The organism is Pseudomonas sp. LBUM1674 (assembly GCF_059695635.1).
Map to the genome: position 1 here is coordinate 1 of NZ_CP166779.1, position 16,779 is coordinate 16,779.

Below are 16,779 nucleotides of genomic sequence, written 5' to 3' on the forward strand. Positions count from 1 at the left end.
GTGTCAGTGGAACTATGGCAGCAGTGCGTGGAGCTTTTGCGCGATGAGCTGCCTGCCCAACAATTCAACACTTGGATCCGTCCACTACAGGTCGAAGCCGAAGGCGACGAGTTGCGTGTCTACGCACCGAATCGTTTTGTTCTCGACTGGGTTAACGAAAAGTACCTGGGCCGCGTCCTCGAACTGCTGGATGAGCATGGCAATGGCATGGCGCCTGCGCTTTCCTTATTAATAGGCAGCAAACGCAGTTCGGCTCCACGTGCCGCTCCTAATGCGCCGCTGGCTGCTGCCGCATCCCAGGCACAGGCGGCTCAAGCGCCTGTCAGCCCTCCGGCTCCCGCCCCGGCAACCATGCCGACCAAGCGATCGACGCAGAAAGTTACCGAAGTCAGTGAAGAGCCATCCCGCGACAGTTTCGACCCGATGGCGGGTGCGAGTTCTCAACAGGCCCCGGTGCGCTCCGAACAGCGCACGGTGCAGGTTGAAGGCGCGCTCAAGCACACCAGCTACCTGAACCGCACCTTTACTTTCGAGAACTTCGTCGAAGGTAAGTCCAACCAACTGGCCCGGGCAGCGGCCTGGCAGGTAGCGGACAACCCCAAGCACGGTTACAACCCGCTCTTTCTTTATGGTGGCGTTGGCCTGGGTAAAACCCACTTGATGCACGCTGTGGGTAACCACCTATTAAAGAAGAATCCGAATGCCAAGGTCGTGTACCTGCATTCCGAGCGTTTCGTTGCGGACATGGTCAAGGCGCTGCAATTGAACGCGATCAACGAATTCAAGCGCTTCTACCGTTCGGTGGACGCGCTGTTGATCGATGACATTCAGTTCTTCGCCCGCAAGGAACGTTCCCAGGAAGAGTTTTTTCACACCTTCAATGCCCTGCTTGAAGGTGGGCAGCAGGTCATTCTGACCAGTGACCGCTATCCTAAAGAAATCGAAGGCCTCGAAGAGCGCCTCAAGTCTCGCTTCGGTTGGGGGCTGACGGTTGCCGTCGAGCCGCCGGAGTTGGAAACCCGCGTGGCGATCCTGATGAAAAAGGCCGACCAGGCCAAAGTCGATCTGCCACACGACGCGGCGTTCTTCATTGCCCAGCGCATTCGCTCCAACGTTCGTGAACTGGAAGGCGCGCTTAAACGCGTGATCGCCCACTCGCACTTCATGGGCCGCGACATCACTATCGAGCTGATTCGCGAATCCCTGAAAGACCTGTTGGCGCTGCAAGACAAACTGGTCTCTGTGGATAACATTCAGCGCACCGTCGCCGAGTACTACAAGATCAAGATCTCCGACCTGCTGTCCAAGCGTCGTTCACGCTCGGTCGCTCGTCCGCGTCAGGTTGCCATGGCGTTGTCCAAAGAGTTGACTAACCACAGCCTGCCGGAAATCGGCGACGTGTTTGGTGGCCGCGACCACACGACTGTTTTGCACGCCTGCCGCAAGATCAACGAACTCAAGGAATCCGACGCGGACATCCGCGAGGACTACAAGAACCTGCTGCGTACACTGACCACTTGATGAACACCAGCGCAGCTTATTAAGGCAAGGGACTAGACCATGCATTTCACCATTCAACGCGAAGCCCTGTTGAAACCCCTGCAACTGGTCGCAGGCGTCGTCGAGCGCCGACAGACCTTGCCGGTGCTCTCCAACGTGCTGCTGGTTGTCGAAGGCCAGCAACTGTCGCTGACCGGTACCGACCTGGAAGTCGAGCTGGTCGGTCGGGTACAACTCGAAGAACCTGCAGATCCGGGTTCCATCACGGTGCCTGCGCGCAAGCTGATGGACATCTGCAAAAGCTTGCCGAACGACGCGCTGATCGACATCAAGGTCGACGAGCAGAAGCTCGTGGTGAAGGCCGGCCGTAGCCGCTTTACCCTGTCGACCCTGCCGGCCAACGATTTCCCGACGGTTGAAGAAGGCCCTGGCTCGCTGACCTGCAGCCTGGAGCAAAGCAAACTGCGTCGTTTGATCGAACGCACCAGCTTCGCCATGGCCCAGCAGGACGTGCGTTATTACCTGAACGGCATGCTGCTGGAAGTCTCTGCCGGCATCATCCGCGCCGTGGCAACAGACGGTCACCGCCTGGCCATGTGCTCGATGCAGGCCGATATCGGTCAGCCGGATCGCCACCAGGTCATCGTGCCGCGCAAGGGTATCCTTGAGCTGGCGCGCTTGCTGACCGAGCCGGACGGCATCGTCAGCATCGTCCTGGGTCAACACCATATCCGCGCCACCACCGGCGAGTTCACCTTCACCTCGAAACTGGTCGACGGTAAATTCCCCGATTACGAGCGTGTTCTGCCAAAAGGCGGCGACAAGCTGGTGCTGGGTGATCGTCAGGCCTTGCGTGAAGCCTTCAGCCGTACCGCGATTCTGTCCAACGAGAAATACCGTGGCATTCGCCTGCAACTGGCTAATGGCCAGCTAAAGATCCAGGCCAACAACCCGGAGCAGGAAGAAGCGGAAGAAGAAGTGGGTGTTGAGTACAACGGCGGCCCACTGGAAATCGGCTTCAACGTGAGCTATCTGCTCGACGTGCTGGGCGTTATGACCACTGAGCAAGTTCGACTGATCCTGTCCGACTCCAACAGCAGCGCGCTGGTGCAAGAGTCCGACAACGACGACTCGGCCTACGTTGTCATGCCGATGCGTCTGTAATCATGCTCAGCAGAAGCTAGATGTCCTTAAGTCGCGTCTCGGTCACCGCGGTGCGCAATCTGCACCCGGTGACCTTCTCCCCCTCTCCCCGAATCAATATTCTTTACGGCGCCAACGGCAGCGGCAAAACCAGTGTTCTGGAAGCCATACATCTGCTGGGGCTTGCCCGTTCGTTTCGTAGCACCCGGCTATTGCCCGTGATTCAATACGAGCAGTTGGCGTGCACGGTGTTTGGTCAGGTGGAATTGGCCGAGGGCGGCCACAGTGCATTGGGGATATCTCGCGACCGCCAGGGTGAGTTCCAGATCCGCATCGACGGACAGAACGCCCGCAGCGCGGCGCAACTGGCGGAGATCCTGCCTTTGCAGCTGATCAACCCCGACAGCTTCCGGCTGTTGGAGGGTGCGCCGAAGATTCGGAGACAGTTTCTCGACTGGGGTGTGTTCCACGTGGAACCGCGCTTCATGTCCACCTGGCAGCGCTTGCAGAAGGCCCTGCGCCAGAGAAACTCTTGGCTGCGGCATGGTACACTTGACGCCGTTTCGCAAGCGGTTTGGGACAGGGAATTGTGCCAGGCCAGCGCTGAAATTGATGAATACCGCCGCGCTTACATCAAAGCCTTGAAACCAGTCTTTGAACAGACCTTGAGCGATCTGGTTGAGCTCGAGGGCTTAACGCTCAGCTATTACCGAGGTTGGGATAAAGACCGCGAGCTGAGTGCAGTACTCGCCGGTTCCCTACAGCGGGATCAGCAAATGGGTCATACCCAGGCCGGACCACAACGCGCTGATTTGCGCCTTCGTTTGGGCGCCCATAACGCCGCAGACATCTTGTCCCGCGGTCAGCAGAAGTTGGTGGTATGTGCATTGCGGATTGCCCAAGGGCACTTGGTCAGCCAGGCCCGACGCGGTCAGTGTATTTATCTGGTGGATGACCTGCCGTCCGAATTGGACGAGCACCACCGTCGCGCGCTTTGCCGCTTGCTGGAAGACTTACGCTGCCAGGTCTTTATCACCTGTGTAGATCACGAATTATTGAGGGAAGGCTGGCAGACGGAAACGCCAGTCGCTTTGTTCCACGTGGAACAGGGCCGTATCACCCAGACCCACGACCATCGGGAGTGAAGGCATTGAGCGAAGAAAATACGTACGACTCAACGAGCATTAAGGTGCTGAAAGGCCTGGATGCCGTACGCAAACGTCCCGGTATGTACATTGGTGACACCGACGATGGCAGCGGTCTGCACCACATGGTTTTCGAAGTGGTCGACAACTCGATCGACGAAGCCCTCGCCGGCCACTGCGACGACATCAGCATCATTATTCACCCGGACGAATCCATCACTGTTCGCGATAACGGTCGTGGCATCCCGGTAGATGTGCACAAAGAAGAAGGCGTTTCGGCAGCGGAGGTCATCATGACCGTGCTGCACGCCGGCGGTAAGTTCGACGACAACTCCTATAAAGTATCCGGCGGCCTGCACGGCGTAGGGGTGTCGGTTGTGAACGCCCTGTCCGAAGAGCTGGTGTTGACTGTTCGCCGCAGTGGCAAGATCTGGGAACAGACCTACATCCACGGTGTTCCGAAAGAACCGATGAAAATCGTTGGCGAAAGCGAAACCACCGGTACCCAGATCCACTTCAAACCCTCCGACCTCACCTTCAAGAACATCCACTTCAGCTGGGACATCCTGGCCAAGCGGATTCGTGAGCTGTCCTTCCTCAACTCCGGTGTCGGCATCGTCCTCAAGGACGAGCGCAGCGGCAAGGAAGAGCTGTTCAAATACGAAGGCGGCCTGCGTGCGTTCGTTGAATACCTGAACACCAACAAGACCCCGGTCAACCAGGTATTCCACTTCAACATCCAGCGTGAAGACGGCATCGGCGTGGAAATCGCCCTGCAGTGGAACGACAGCTTCAACGAGAACCTGTTGTGCTTCACCAACAACATTCCGCAGCGCGACGGCGGTACTCACCTGGTGGGTTTCCGTTCGGCCCTGACGCGTAACCTGAACACCTACATCGAAGCGGAAGGTCTGGCGAAGAAGCACAAAGTCGCGACCACCGGCGACGATGCACGTGAAGGTCTGACCGCGATCATTTCGGTAAAAGTGCCGGATCCGAAGTTCAGCTCCCAGACCAAAGACAAGCTGGTTTCTTCCGAAGTGAAGACCGCGGTCGAACAGGAAATGGGCAAGTACTTCTCTGACTTCCTGCTGGAAAACCCGAACGAAGCCAAACTGGTCGTCGGCAAGATGATCGACGCGGCACGGGCTCGTGAAGCGGCGCGTAAAGCCCGTGAGATGACCCGTCGCAAAGGCGCGCTGGATATTGCCGGCCTGCCGGGCAAACTGGCTGACTGCCAGGAAAAAGACCCTGCCCTTTCCGAACTGTACCTCGTGGAAGGTGACTCTGCTGGCGGCTCCGCCAAGCAGGGACGCAACCGTCGGACCCAGGCCATCCTGCCGTTGAAAGGCAAGATCCTGAACGTCGAGAAGGCGCGCTTCGACAAGATGATCTCTTCCCAGGAAGTGGGCACCTTGATCACCGCGCTGGGCTGCGGCATTGGCCGTGACGAGTACAACATCGACAAGCTGCGCTACCACAACATCATCATCATGACCGATGCTGACGTCGACGGTTCGCACATCCGTACACTGTTGCTGACCTTCTTCTTCCGTCAGTTGCCGGAGCTGATCGAACGCGGCTACATCTACATCGCTCAGCCGCCGCTGTACAAGGTCAAGAAAGGCAAGCAAGAGCAATACATCAAAGACGACGACGCCATGGAAGAGTACATGACGCAGTCGGCCCTGGAAGATGCGAGCCTGCACCTGAACGAGGAAGCACCGGGTATTTCCGGTGAAGCGCTCGAGCGTCTGGTGAATGACTTCCGCCTGGTGATGAAGACCCTCAAGCGTTTGTCGCGCCTGTACCCACAGGAACTGACCGAGCACTTTATCTACTTGCCAGCAGTGAGCATGGAGCAACTGTCCGATCACGCCGCCATGCAGGATTGGTTGGCCCAGTACGAAGTTCGCCTGCGCACCGTCGAGAAGTCCGGCCTGGTTTACAAAGCCAGCCTGCGTGAAGACCGTGAACGTAACGTCTGGCTGCCTGAGGTCGAACTGATCTCCCACGGCCTGTCGAACTACGTCACGTTCAACCGCGATTTCTTCGGCAGTAACGATTACAAGACGGTTGTTTCTCTGGGCGCTCAACTGAGCACCTTGTTGGACGACGGCGCGTATATCCAGCGTGGCGAGCGCAAGAAGCCGGTCACCGAGTTCAAGGAAGCGCTTGAATGGCTGATGGCTGAAAGCACCAAGCGTCATACCATTCAGCGATACAAAGGTCTGGGTGAAATGAACCCGGATCAACTGTGGGAAACCACCATGGACCCAAGCCAGCGCCGGATGCTTAAAGTCACCATCGAAGACGCCATTGGCGCGGATCAGATCTTCAACACCCTGATGGGTGATGCGGTCGAGCCACGTCGTGACTTTATCGAAAGCAACGCCCTGGCGGTATCCAACCTGGATTTCTGATCCAGCGTACTTGCCAAAAAAAAGGCCACCGTTAACGCGTTGGCCTTTTTATTTGCCCGTCGAAATGTTTGTCCGATTAAAGATCGTCCGAACGCGGCCCGAGCCTTCGGACGATCTTTTGATCTTTACTCGCTTGCCGCCCCCACACTTTCCAGTCGATACCCGTACCCATAAATCGTCAGCAGTTGCCAACCGCGATCAGCCGTCAGCCCAAGCTTGTTGCGCAGGCGATAAATGTGGGTATCCAGCGGTCGGGAAGACACCATCTCTTCATGGGTCCAGAACCGCTCATAGAGATACTCCCGGGACAGCGGTCGTCCCAGGTTACTGAACAGGCAACGCGCCAGTCGATATTCTCGCTCAGTCATTCCGATAGGTTTGCCGGCGCGGTTTACGGTCAACTCGGCATCATCGAACACCAGGTCATTGAAACTCAGCACTTCGGTCGCTGCCGCACGTTGCTGGCTATGTCGGCGCAACACTGCAGTCACTCTGGCTTTCAGTTCATTGGGTCGAAACGGCTTGCTGACGTAATCGTCGGCGCCCGCATTCAACGCCTGGACGATATCGCTTTCGCCATCGCGGCTGGTCAGCATGATCGCGGCGGGTGGTGCGTCCATGTGCTCGCGGGTCCAGCGCAACAGCGACAGGCCGCTGAAGCCTGGCAACTGCCAGTCGAGGATAAGCAGGTCGAATGTTTCCCGTCGCAGTTGGCGTAACAGGTCTTCTCCCTGCTCGAAGCTGTGCAATGACCACGCAGGCTCACCTGGTTCGGTCATCTGCCGCAAAGTCTGTTCCACCCTGCGCAGTTCTGCCGGTTCGTCATCCAGTATCGCGACACGCATGTACGTTATTCCTTTGGCGGCCAGCATGTTATCTGACAATACACGTTCGGTTGGAGAGTGAAAGTAAGCAGGTCCGCTATGATTCTTCAAGCACCCTCCTCTGGGAACTGTGACCCATGAACGAAATTCCCTACAACCATTACGTCAGTATTGCCTATGAATAATGAGCGACGCCGGGAAAGTCGCGAGCCGACTCAAGTCCAAAGGTTGTTCCTGCAATTGGTCCGCGAATGGCTGTGGATAAGCTTGCTGTTGTTACCCCTGACGGGCCTTCTTTCTTTCAATGCCGAGACCAGCCATCGAAATGGGTCGGGTGCGTGGGGCGCGTTGTTGTCTGTTTGCCTGGTCGCCTGTGTCTTGGGTTTGTTATTGCTACGTCCGAGGCTGGCGCTCTGGTTGACCATAGCAGGCATGAGTTGTGCACTGCTGGTGAGCGCAGGGTTAGCGAGACTGGGCTGGTGGTGGTCCCCTACAGCGAGTTTGTTGGGCATGCTGTTCGGTTACCTGATCTGGAACTGGCGGCGCTTGAGTGTGGTGCTGACCTATTTTGGCTGGGAGCTGGCGCGGCTGGACAGCGAACCAAAGGTCTTTCCGGAACGCCGTCGTGCGCAATTTCCGACTGGCGACCATTTACAGGGTCAGATCATGGCGCTGGAACAAGCGATGGGTCGAACCCGTGACACCCGTCGCTTTATCGCCGATGGCCTGGAGTATTTGCCTGTCGCCACATTGATCAGTGATCCGCATGGCCGGATTTTGCTGGGTAACCGTAATGCCAGGGATCTGTTCGGCGCCGATCTGGTGGGCGATGACGTTCTGGAGCAATTGGCGAAACTTGGCTATCCGGAACTGGTCGAAGGCCCGCGGCCGCTCTTATCGACTTTGCCGCTGGTGGAGTTCAGGGACGTCAAAGAACGCAGTCTGCGTCTGGAGCGCGCTGCCTTGCTGCCGGTGGACGGAGAAACGCCTATCGGCTGGTTATTGAGCCTGACCGACCTCAGCGTTGAGCGTGATGCCGAGGAGCAACGCGGCGTACTGTTGCGTTTCTTGTCCCATGATCTGCGGGCGCCTCACTCGGCGATTCTGGCCCTGCTCGACGTACACCGGCATCAATCCGTCGGGGACACGCAGCTGTTCGATCAGATCGAGTGCCAGGTGCGTCGAGCCCTGGAATTGACTGACGGTTTCGTACAACTGGCCAAGGCCGAGTCAGAGGCCTATCAGTTTCAGCCGAGCCTGTTTGCGATGATGGTGCTGGATGTCTTCGATCAGACATTGCCCATTGCGCAGTTGAAACAGATCGAAATGGTCCATCACCTGGATGATGTAGCGCAGGAAAGCTTGATCATGGCCGATCAGGCGCTGCTGACCCGAGCCTTGTTCAATCTGCTGGAGAACGCCATCAAGTACAGCGGCCCCGGTACTCGAATCATTGTGCAAGTCAACTGCGCCGAAGGCTGGCTGACGTGCGAGATCATTGATCAAGGCAAAGGCATTGCTGCAGAGGAATTGCCCGAACTGTTCAGCCAGTATCGGCGACTTTCTTCAGCCCAGGGCATCGATGGCGTGGGTTTGGGGCTGTCGATGGTGAAGGCGGTGATGGATCGACATGGCGCAAGGATTGAGTGCCAAAGTGTGGTGGGTCAAGGCACACGCTTCCGACTGCATTTTCCCTTGTTCAAGGATTGAAACACTGCTATTTCGGCCATTAAAAAACCGGCTATAACAGCCGGTTTTTTTGCGCCCGAAAAAAACTTATGCACCTTTTCCGGCGTTTTATGTGTTTATGAAATATGTATATAAATCAAAAAGCTACAAACCAAATATGGCACTTGTAAGAAAAACGATACACAGGTTATCCACAGAATCTCAGACAGCCATTTGATCACTGGCAGCCGGGGCTTGCGGGGCAGGTGGGAGCGAGCCCATTTCCCGTTGCATCTGTTCGTTCCAGGCCTGGACCCGATCGTTAAGCTCAGCAATGGCGCGCGGCCCGCTGCCATCGGCGTACATGGGTTCACCGATGATCACGGTGATGACGCCCTGCTTCTTCGCCCAACCGGCTTTCGGCCAGAATTTGCCTGCATTGTGCGCAATCGGGAGCACCGGGAGCGAAGCATTAACCGCCAAAGCGGTGCCACCCCGAGAGAATTTTCCGATGGTGCCGTAAGGAACCCGCGTTCCTTCCGGGAAGATCAGCACCCACACGCCATCTTTGAGCAATTCATCGCCCTTCTTCGCCACGTGTTTGAGCGCAGCTTTAGGATTGTCGCGGTCGATGGCAATCGGTCGCAGCATGGCCATCGCCCAACCGAAGAACGGAACGTAGAGCAGTTCACGCTTGAGCACTTGGCTCAGTGGCTCGAAGTAGGCCGAGAGAAAGAAGGTCTCCCAGGTGCTCTGGTGATTGGATTGAATCACGCAGGGCTGGTCCGGCACGTTCTCTGCGCCTTTGATTTCATAGCTGATGCCCAGAAAGACTTTGCTCAGCCACAAGGCGCAGTGGCACCAGTACACATTGATAAAGCGATAGCGCGCCTTGAACGACAGAAAAGGTGCGATAAAAAAGCTCAGGCTGCACCAGAGCAAAGAGCTGGTGCCCAGCAGCAGGTAAAAGAGGAAGGTTCTGATGGCCTGCAGTATCGACATGGCGACGTTTACCGTGCGGGCATTGCCCGTCTATATAAGCGCACTCCCGATCAATCCTTGGCCAGGAATATCAGAAGCGCTCAATTGTGGATAAGTTCTGCGGCAATCGCCGCCAGATCGTCAAAAATCAAGGTGCCCACCGGCAGGGTCTTGCCCAGAGTCTTTTCGCCTTTGCCGGTCTTTACCAAAACTGGCTGAGAATCGACGGCTCTGGCAGCTTCCAGGTCACCAAGGGTATCGCCAACGAACCAAAGATCAGTCAGCGCTACGTTGTAATGCGCGGCGATGGTTTTCAACATCCCCGGTTTTGGTTTGCGGCAATCGCAACCGTCGTCCGGCCCGTGCGGGCAGTAGACGATCAGCCCGACTTCACCACCCTGCTCCGCCACCAGCAAGCGCAAGCGCTCGTGCATGGCGTCCAGGGTGGCGATGTCGTAATAGCCGCGAGCGATGCCCGACTGGTTGGTAGCCACGGCTACCGTCCAGCCGGCTTTGCTCAACTGCGCGATGGCTTCGATTGAACCGGGGAGTGGAATCCACTCCTCCACCGACTTGATGTAAGCGTCGGAGTCGTAATTGATCACCCCGTCCCGATCGAGAATCAGCAGTTTCAACAGCAATCCCTCAGCCCAGCAGCGAAATGTCGGCGACACCGAGGAACAGTCCACGCAGACGCGCCAGCAATGCATAGCGGTTGGCGCGCACTTTGGCATCTTCGGCATTGACCATCACGGCTTCGAAGAACGCATCCACCGGCTCGCGCAAGGCCGCCAGGCGTGCCAGCGATTCGCTGTACTGACGTGCAGCAGCCATTGGCTGTACAGCCTGGTCCGCCTGCTGGATCGCCGAATACAGAGAGAACTCGTTGGCGTTGTCGAAGTACTTGGCTTCCACGACCGCAGGAACCGAGCCTTCGACCTTGCTCAGCAAGTTCGAAACGCGCTTGTTCACCGCAGCCAGGGCAGCGGCTTCCGGCAATTTGCGGAACGCCTCTACTGCTTGGACGCGCTGATCGAAGTCCAGCGCCGAACCCGGCTTCAGGGCACGCACCGACAGGTAAGTCCCGACATCGACACCTTCGTCTTCGTAACGGGCACGCAGACGGTCGAAGATGAATTCCAGCACCGAGTCATTGAGACCGACAGTCTTGACCTTGGTACCGAATGCATTCACAGCGAAGGCCACGGCGTCGTTCAGGTCGAGCTCGAGCTTCTTGTCGATCAGGATACGCAACACACCCAGGGCGGCACGACGCAAGGCGTACGGGTCTTTGCTGCCGGTTGGCAGCATGCCGATGCCGAAAATGCCCACCAGGGTGTCGAGCTTGTCAGCGATGGCCACGGCCGCACCGGTCAGGGTCGTCGGCAGTTCAGCACCGGCACCGCGCGGCATGTACTGCTCGTTCAGCGCCAAGGCGACTTCTTCCGGCTCGCCGTCGTTGAGGGCGTAGTAGTAACCGGCGACACCTTGCATCTCCGGGAACTCACCGACCATTTCGGTCGACAGGTCGCACTTGGACAGCAGGCCGGCACGGGAAGCCCACGCGGCGTTGCCACCAATGCGCTGAGCGATGAACGCGGCGAGTCTGGAAACGCGCTCTGCCTTGTCATAGACGCTGCCGAGTTTTTCCTGGAACACCACGTTTTGCAGACGCAGGTTGAAGTCTTCGAGTTTCTGCTTCTTGTCTTGCTTGAAGAAGAACTCGGCGTCGGTCAGGCGTGGGCGAACCACTTTCTCGTTACCGGCGATGATTTGTTGCGGGTCTTTGCTTTCGATGTTGGCCACAGTAATGAAGCGTGGCAGCAACTTGCCGTCGGCATCCAGCAGGCAGAAGTACTTCTGGTTATCCTGCATGGTGGTGATCAGCGCTTCTTGCGGTACGTCGAGGAAACGTTCCTCGAACGAGCACACCAGCGGCACCGGCCATTCCACCAGCGCGGTCACTTCGTCGAGCAAGGCTGGCGGAACGATGGCAGTACCTTCCTGCATTGTCGCCAGTTCTTCGGTGCGCTTGCTGATCAGCTCGCGACGCTCGTTGGAGTCGGCCAGTACGTAAGCGGCTCGCAGGTCGCTCAAATAGTTGGCTGGCGAGGTGATGCGCACACTTTCCGGGTGATGGAAGCGATGACCCCGGGAGTCGCGGCCGGCTTTCTGGGCGAGGATCGTGCAATCGATGACCTGGTCACCGAGCAACATCACCAGCCACTGAGTCGGACGAACGAATTCTTCCTTGCGAGCACCCCAGCGCATGCGCTTCGGGATCGGCAGGTCGTTCAGGGAATCTTCGACGATGGTCGGCAGCAGGCTCGCGGTCGGCTTGCCGGCGATGCTTTGGCTGTAACGCAGTTTCGGACCGCTCTGATCGATTTCGCTCAGGTCGACGCCGCACTTCTTGGCGAAACCCAGTGCCGCTTGAGTCGGGTTGCCTTCAGCATCGAACGCAGCCTGACGTGGCGGGCCGTCGAGGTTGATGCTGCGATCAGGTTGCTGAGTAGCCAGCGAAGTGATCAGCACCGCCAGACGACGTGGCGCGGCGTAGACGGTTTTGGTCTCGTAGTTCAGGCCAGCGGCTTGCAGGCCCTTGTCGATACCGGCCAGGAACGCGTCGGCCAGGGTGTTCAGGGCTTTGGGTGGCAGTTCTTCGGTGCCCAGTTCAACCAGAAAATCTTGAGCACTCATTGTGCAGCCTCCAGCTTGGCCAGTACTTCATCACGCAGGTCCGGGGTCGCCATCGGGAAGCCCAGCTTGGCGCGAGCCAGCAGGTAGGCTTGCGCAACGGAACGCGCCAGGGTGCGCACACGCAGAATGTATTGCTGACGTGCGGTTACCGAAATCGCCCGGCGCGCATCCAGCAGGTTGAAGGTGTGGGACGCCTTCAACACCATTTCGTAGCTCGGCAACGGCAGCGGCTGCTCGAGTTCGATCAGGCGCTTGGCTTCGCTTTCGTAGAAATCGAACAGTTCGAACAGCTTCTCGACGTTGGCGTGTTCGAAGTTGTAGGTCGACTGCTCCACTTCGTTCTGGTGGAACACGTCGCCGTAGGTCACTTTACCCATCGGACCGTCAGCCCAGACCAGGTCGTAGACCGAGTCCACGCCTTGCAGGTACATGGCCAGACGCTCGAGACCGTAAGTGATCTCGCCGGTCACCGGGTAGCACTCGATGCCGCCCGCTTGCTGGAAGTACGTGAACTGAGTCACTTCCATGCCGTTGAGCCAGACCTCCCAGCCCAGACCCCAGGCGCCCAGGGTCGGCGATTCCCAGTTGTCTTCGACGAAGCGGATGTCGTGGACCAACGGGTCCAGGCCGACATGCTTGAGGGAGCCCAGGTACAGTTCCTGGAAGTTGTCCGGATTCGGCTTCAACACCACCTGGAACTGGTAGTAGTGCTGCAGACGGTTCGGGTTTTCGCCGTAGCGGCCGTCAGTCGGGCGACGACTGGGCTGCACATAAGCGGCGTTCCAGGTTTCCGGGCCGATGGCGCGCAGGAACGTGGCAGTGTGGAAAGTGCCGGCGCCTACTTCCATATCGTAGGGCTGAAGTACCACACAACCTTGCTCGGCCCAGTATTGCTGGAGGGCGAGGATCAAGTCTTGGAAGGTACGCACGGCTGGCGTAGGCTGGCTCACGAAATTCACCTGTTTCTTGGGCTGCGATTTAAAGAGCGGGAGTATACCCGATTCGGTCCTGCGCACGCCCCCTGGAGCCTTATGCCACGCTGCTTTTGGTGTTCCGAAGATCCGCTGTACATGGCTTATCACGATCAGGAGTGGGGTACGCCGCTACGCGATGCGCAGGGATTATTCGAGTTGCTTTTGCTCGAAGGGTTCCAGGCAGGCCTGTCCTGGATCACCGTACTGCGTAAACGCGAGCGTTATCGCGAGGTATTGTTCGGCTTCGACGTCCAGCGCGTGGCGCAGATGAGCGACGCCGAGATCGATGAATTGATGCTCGATCCGGGGATCATCCGCAATCGCCTCAAACTCAACGCAGCCCGGCGCAATGCCCAGGCCTGGCTGGCGCTGGAGGACCCGGTGGCGTTCCTATGGTCGTTCGTCGGTGGCAAGCCTGTGATCAATCATTTCAAGGATCGAACCGAAGTACCGGCCGTGACGCCGACCGCCATGGAAATGAGCAAAGGCCTGAAAAAGGCCGGCTTCACCTTCGTCGGCCCGACCATTTGCTACGCATTGATGCAGGCCTCGGGCATGGTCATGGACCACACCCGGGATTGCGATCGCTACGCGACTCTGGTGAACGGCGGTTAGAATGGCCGCCTCGCGCACAGCACAAGATCAGGAGTGACCTGTGGAAAAGTTTAAAGGCGCCATGCTGGTAGGCGCTCTGCGGTTGTTTGCCCTGCTCCCGTGGCGGGCAGTGCAAGCCGTCGGCTCGGCCATTGGCTGGGTCATGTGGAAAACCCCCAACCGTTCCCGCGACGTGGTGCGGATCAATCTGTCCAAGTGCTTCCCCGACATGGATCCGGCTGAACGGGAGCGCCTGGTCGGCCAGAGCCTGAGAGATATCGGCAAGTCCCTGACCGAAAGCGCCTGCGCCTGGATCTGGCCGGCGCAGCGCTCGATCGATCTGGTGCGTGAAGTCGAGGGTCTCGACGTATTGAAGGACGCCCTCGCCTCCGGCAAAGGCGTCGTCGGTATCACCAGCCACCTGGGCAACTGGGAAGTGTTGAACCACTTTTATTGCAGCCAATGCAAACCGATCATTTTCTATCGACCGCCCAAGTTGAAGGCGGTGGATGATTTGCTGCGCAAGCAGCGGGTGCAACTGGGCAATCGGGTTGCCGCATCCACCAAGGAAGGCATCCTCAGTGTCATCAAGGAAGTGCGCAAAGGGGGAGCAGTCGGGATTCCCGCTGACCCGGAACCCGCCGAATCCGCCGGGATCTTCGTGCCGTTCTTCGCCACGCAGGCACTGACCAGCAAATTCGTGCCGAACATGCTCGCGGGTGGCAAAGCGGTTGGCGTGTTCCTGCATGCCCTGCGGCTGCCGGACGGTTCGGGTTACAAGGTGATCCTGGAAGCTGCGCCAGAAGCCATGTACAGCACCGACACCGAGACATCCTGTGCGGCCATGAGCCAGGTGGTGGAGCGGTATGTCCGGGCTTATCCAAGCCAGTACATGTGGAGCATGAAGCGCTTCAAGAAGCGTCCACCGGGTGAAGAGCGTTGGTATTGACCTCTGATCAGTGGGCCTGACGTTCGAGTTTCTTCAGAAACACCGTCATTTCCTTTTCCGCCTGCTTGTCGCCATGGACGCGGGCGGCTTCCAGACCTTGTTCCCAGGCTTGGCGCGCAGCCGGATAATCCGCCAGCGCCAGATGGGCCTTGCCCAACAGTTTCCAGGCTGCCGAATACTTCGGATCGAACTCGACACAACGCTGGAAATGCTCGGCGGCCTTGGCGTTCTCCCCGAGATCCAGGTAACCCTTGCCGAGGCCGAAGCGCAGCAATGAGTTATCCACACCCTTGGCGAGCATTTTTTCCAGGGATTCGAGCATCGGTGGATTCCTTGGTGAGGTGAGTCAGAGGTTGATTTGTTTTAGTGAGATCGTCATCGCGAGCAAGCTCGCTCCCACAGTAGATCTTTAGTGAACACAAAATGTGTGTACGGCCGAGAACCACTGTGGGAGCGAGCTTGCTCGCGATGACGCCAGATCGACCACCGCTGTTTCTGGATCAGAAGAAGCTGAGCCCCACATGAAACAGCTTTTCCACATCCCGAATATGCTTTTTATCCACAAGGAACAGAATCACATGATCGCCCGCCGCGATCACGGTGTCGTCGTGGGCAATGATCACCTCTTCATCGCGAATGATCGCACCAATGGTGGTGCCAGGCGGCAGGCCGATGTTCTCGATGGATTTACCGATGACCTTGCTCGACTTCGCATCGCCATGGGCAATGGCCTCGATGGCCTCTGCCGCGCCGCGACGCAATGAATGCACGCTAACGATATCGCCGCGCCGCACATGGGCCAGCAACGTGCCGATGGTCGCCAGTTGCGGGCTGATGGCGATGTCGATGTCGCCGCCCTGGATCAGATCGACATACGCCGGGTTGTTGATGATGGTCATCACCTTCTTCGCGCCCAGGCGCTTGGCCAGCAAGGACGACATGATGTTGGCCTCGTCGTCATTGGTCAGGGCGAGGAAAAGGTCGGCGTCGGCGATGTTCTCTTCCAGCAGCAGATCCCGATCCGAAGCGCTGCCCTGCAGCACCACGGTGCTATCGAGGGTGTCCGAAAGATGACGGCAGCGGGTCGGGTTCATCTCGATGATCTTCACCTGGTAACGGCTTTCAATGGCCTCGGCCAGGCGTTCGCCGATCTGCCCGCCGCCAGCGATGACAATGCGCTTGTAGCTCTCATCGAGGCGGCGCATTTCACTCATCACCGCGCGAATATTCGCCTTGGCCGCGATGAAAAAGACTTCGTCGTCCGCCTCGATCACCGTATCGCCCTGGGGCAGGATCGGTCGGTCCCGGCGGAAAATTGCCGCGACCCGGGTTTCGACATTCGGCATGTGCTCGCGCAATTGCCGCAGTTGCTGGCCCACCAGCGGACCCCCGTAATAGGCCTTGACGGCCACTAGCTGGGCTTTGCCCTCGGCGAAATCGATCACCTGCAACGCACCCGGATGCTGGATCAGGCGCTTGATGTAGTTGGTGACCACTTGCTCCGGGCTGATCAGCACGTCCACCGGAATCGCTTCGTTGTCGAACAAATCGTTGCGCGTCAGGTAGGCCGCTTCGCGGACCCGGGCGATTTTGGTCGGCGTGTGGAACAGGGTGTGGGCGACCTGACAGGCCACCATGTTGGTTTCGTCACTGCTGGTCACGGCCACCAACATGTCAGCGTCGTCCGCGCCAGCCTGGCGCAGCACCGTCGGGAGCGAGCCGCGGCCCTGCACCGTACGGATGTCCAGCCGGTCGCCGAGATCGCGCAGACGATCGCCATCGGTGTCGACTACCGTGATGTCATTGGCCTCGCTGGCCAAGTGTTCCGCCAGCGAACCGCCGACCTGCCCTGCGCCGAGGATGATGATTTTCATCCAG

14 protein-coding genes are annotated in these 16,779 nt (G+C 58.2%); 7 read left to right on the forward strand and 7 right to left on the reverse strand.

The genetic code is table 11. From position 1 onward, the window contains the following. The 4 genes from dnaA to gyrB are packed head-to-tail and all read left to right on the forward strand — an operon-like array spanning position 1 to position 6,211. Positions 1 to 1,521: a chromosomal replication initiator protein DnaA gene (gene dnaA, locus ACA067_RS00005; RefSeq protein WP_497460089.1), complete on the forward strand. Its 1,521-nt coding sequence runs from the start codon at positions 1 to 3 to the stop codon at positions 1,519 to 1,521. Positions 1,522 to 1,560: 39 nt separating this feature from the next. Continuing rightward, positions 1,561 to 2,664 (forward strand): DNA polymerase III subunit beta, encoded by a 1,104-nt coding sequence (dnaN, locus tag ACA067_RS00010; RefSeq protein ID WP_064680536.1) that lies wholly within the window; start codon positions 1,561 to 1,563, stop codon positions 2,662 to 2,664. A gap of 20 nt (positions 2,665 to 2,684) precedes the next feature. After that, a complete protein-coding gene (gene recF / locus ACA067_RS00015) occupies positions 2,685 to 3,788 on the forward strand; it encodes a DNA replication/repair protein RecF (RefSeq protein ID WP_007985068.1) in 1,104 nt (367 codons plus the stop codon). 5 nt (positions 3,789 to 3,793) lie between these two features. Continuing rightward, a complete protein-coding gene (gene gyrB / locus ACA067_RS00020) occupies positions 3,794 to 6,211 on the forward strand; it encodes a DNA topoisomerase (ATP-hydrolyzing) subunit B (protein ID WP_064680829.1) in 2,418 nt (805 codons plus the stop codon). 125 nt (positions 6,212 to 6,336) lie between these two features. Here gyrB and ACA067_RS00025 read toward each other — a convergent pair whose 3' ends face one another. Continuing rightward, positions 6,337 to 7,056 (reverse strand): response regulator transcription factor, encoded by a 720-nt coding sequence (locus ACA067_RS00025; protein WP_497460090.1) that lies wholly within the window; start codon positions 7,054 to 7,056, stop codon positions 6,337 to 6,339. A 156-nt stretch (positions 7,057 to 7,212) separates the two neighbouring features. Between ACA067_RS00025 and ACA067_RS00030 the strand changes: the two genes are divergently transcribed. Beyond that, positions 7,213 to 8,745: a PAS domain-containing sensor histidine kinase gene (locus ACA067_RS00030; protein WP_497460091.1), complete on the forward strand. Its 1,533-nt coding sequence runs from the start codon at positions 7,213 to 7,215 to the stop codon at positions 8,743 to 8,745. Between the two features lie 180 nt (positions 8,746 to 8,925). Here ACA067_RS00030 and ACA067_RS00035 read toward each other — a convergent pair whose 3' ends face one another. The 4 genes from ACA067_RS00035 to glyQ all read right to left on the reverse strand — a co-directional run bounded on the left by ACA067_RS00035 (position 8,926) and on the right by glyQ (position 13,334). Beyond that, positions 8,926 to 9,705, reverse strand: a complete 780-nt coding sequence (locus ACA067_RS00035; RefSeq protein WP_497460092.1) for a lysophospholipid acyltransferase family protein — start codon at positions 9,703 to 9,705, stop codon at positions 8,926 to 8,928. Between the two features lie 80 nt (positions 9,706 to 9,785). Next, positions 9,786 to 10,325 (reverse strand): D-glycero-beta-D-manno-heptose 1,7-bisphosphate 7-phosphatase, encoded by a 540-nt coding sequence (gene gmhB, locus ACA067_RS00040; RefSeq protein WP_497462885.1) that lies wholly within the window; start codon positions 10,323 to 10,325, stop codon positions 9,786 to 9,788. Positions 10,326 to 10,329: 4 nt separating this feature from the next. After that, positions 10,330 to 12,384, reverse strand: a complete 2,055-nt coding sequence (gene glyS / locus ACA067_RS00045; RefSeq protein WP_497460093.1) for a glycine--tRNA ligase subunit beta — start codon at positions 12,382 to 12,384, stop codon at positions 10,330 to 10,332. Continuing rightward, entirely contained in the window at positions 12,381 to 13,334 is a 954-nt protein-coding gene (gene glyQ / locus ACA067_RS00050) for a glycine--tRNA ligase subunit alpha (RefSeq protein WP_064680830.1), read from the reverse strand. The genes glyS and glyQ overlap by 4 nt, the downstream gene beginning before the upstream one ends. An 81-nt stretch (positions 13,335 to 13,415) precedes the next feature. Here glyQ and tag point away from each other — a divergent pair, with 81 nt between their 5' ends. After that, positions 13,416 to 13,973: a DNA-3-methyladenine glycosylase I gene (gene tag / locus ACA067_RS00055; RefSeq protein ID WP_497460094.1), complete on the forward strand. Its 558-nt coding sequence runs from the start codon at positions 13,416 to 13,418 to the stop codon at positions 13,971 to 13,973. 40 nt (positions 13,974 to 14,013) lie between these two features. Further along, positions 14,014 to 14,901, forward strand: a complete 888-nt coding sequence (locus tag ACA067_RS00060) for a lysophospholipid acyltransferase (protein WP_497460095.1) — start codon at positions 14,014 to 14,016, stop codon at positions 14,899 to 14,901. A 7-nt stretch (positions 14,902 to 14,908) separates the two neighbouring features. Here ACA067_RS00060 and ACA067_RS00065 read toward each other — a convergent pair whose 3' ends face one another. Further along, complete coding sequence (locus ACA067_RS00065; protein WP_128874616.1) at positions 14,909 to 15,223, reverse strand: tetratricopeptide repeat protein; 315 nt, start codon at positions 15,221 to 15,223, stop codon at positions 14,909 to 14,911. 178 nt (positions 15,224 to 15,401) lie between these two features. After that, on the reverse strand, positions 15,402 to 16,775 hold the full coding sequence (gene trkA / locus ACA067_RS00070) for a Trk system potassium transporter TrkA (protein ID WP_150765402.1): 1,374 nt from the start codon (positions 16,773 to 16,775) through the stop codon (positions 15,402 to 15,404). Between the last annotated feature and the right edge of the window lie 4 nt (positions 16,776 to 16,779).

Excerpts from the sequence above, each read along its gene's own strand:
- recF (WP_007985068.1), top strand. The coding sequence starts at position 2,685 with ATGTCCTTAAGTCGCGTCTCGGTCACCGCGGTGCGCAATCTGCACCCG.
- trkA (WP_150765402.1), bottom strand. The coding sequence starts at position 16,775 with ATGAAAATCATCATCCTCGGCGCAGGGCAGGTCGGCGGTTCGCTGGCG.
- dnaN (WP_064680536.1), top strand. The coding sequence starts at position 1,561 with ATGCATTTCACCATTCAACGCGAAGCCCTGTTGAAACCCCTGCAACTG.
- ACA067_RS00065 (WP_128874616.1), bottom strand. The coding sequence starts at position 15,223 with ATGCTCGAATCCCTGGAAAAAATGCTCGCCAAGGGTGTGGATAACTCA.
- tag (WP_497460094.1), top strand. The coding sequence starts at position 13,416 with ATGCCACGCTGCTTTTGGTGTTCCGAAGATCCGCTGTACATGGCTTAT.
- ACA067_RS00025 (WP_497460090.1), bottom strand. The coding sequence starts at position 7,056 with ATGCGTGTCGCGATACTGGATGACGAACCGGCAGAACTGCGCAGGGTG.
- ACA067_RS00035 (WP_497460092.1), bottom strand. The coding sequence starts at position 9,705 with ATGTCGATACTGCAGGCCATCAGAACCTTCCTCTTTTACCTGCTGCTG.
- ACA067_RS00030 (WP_497460091.1), top strand. The coding sequence starts at position 7,213 with ATGAATAATGAGCGACGCCGGGAAAGTCGCGAGCCGACTCAAGTCCAA.
- glyS (WP_497460093.1), bottom strand. The coding sequence starts at position 12,384 with ATGAGTGCTCAAGATTTTCTGGTTGAACTGGGCACCGAAGAACTGCCA.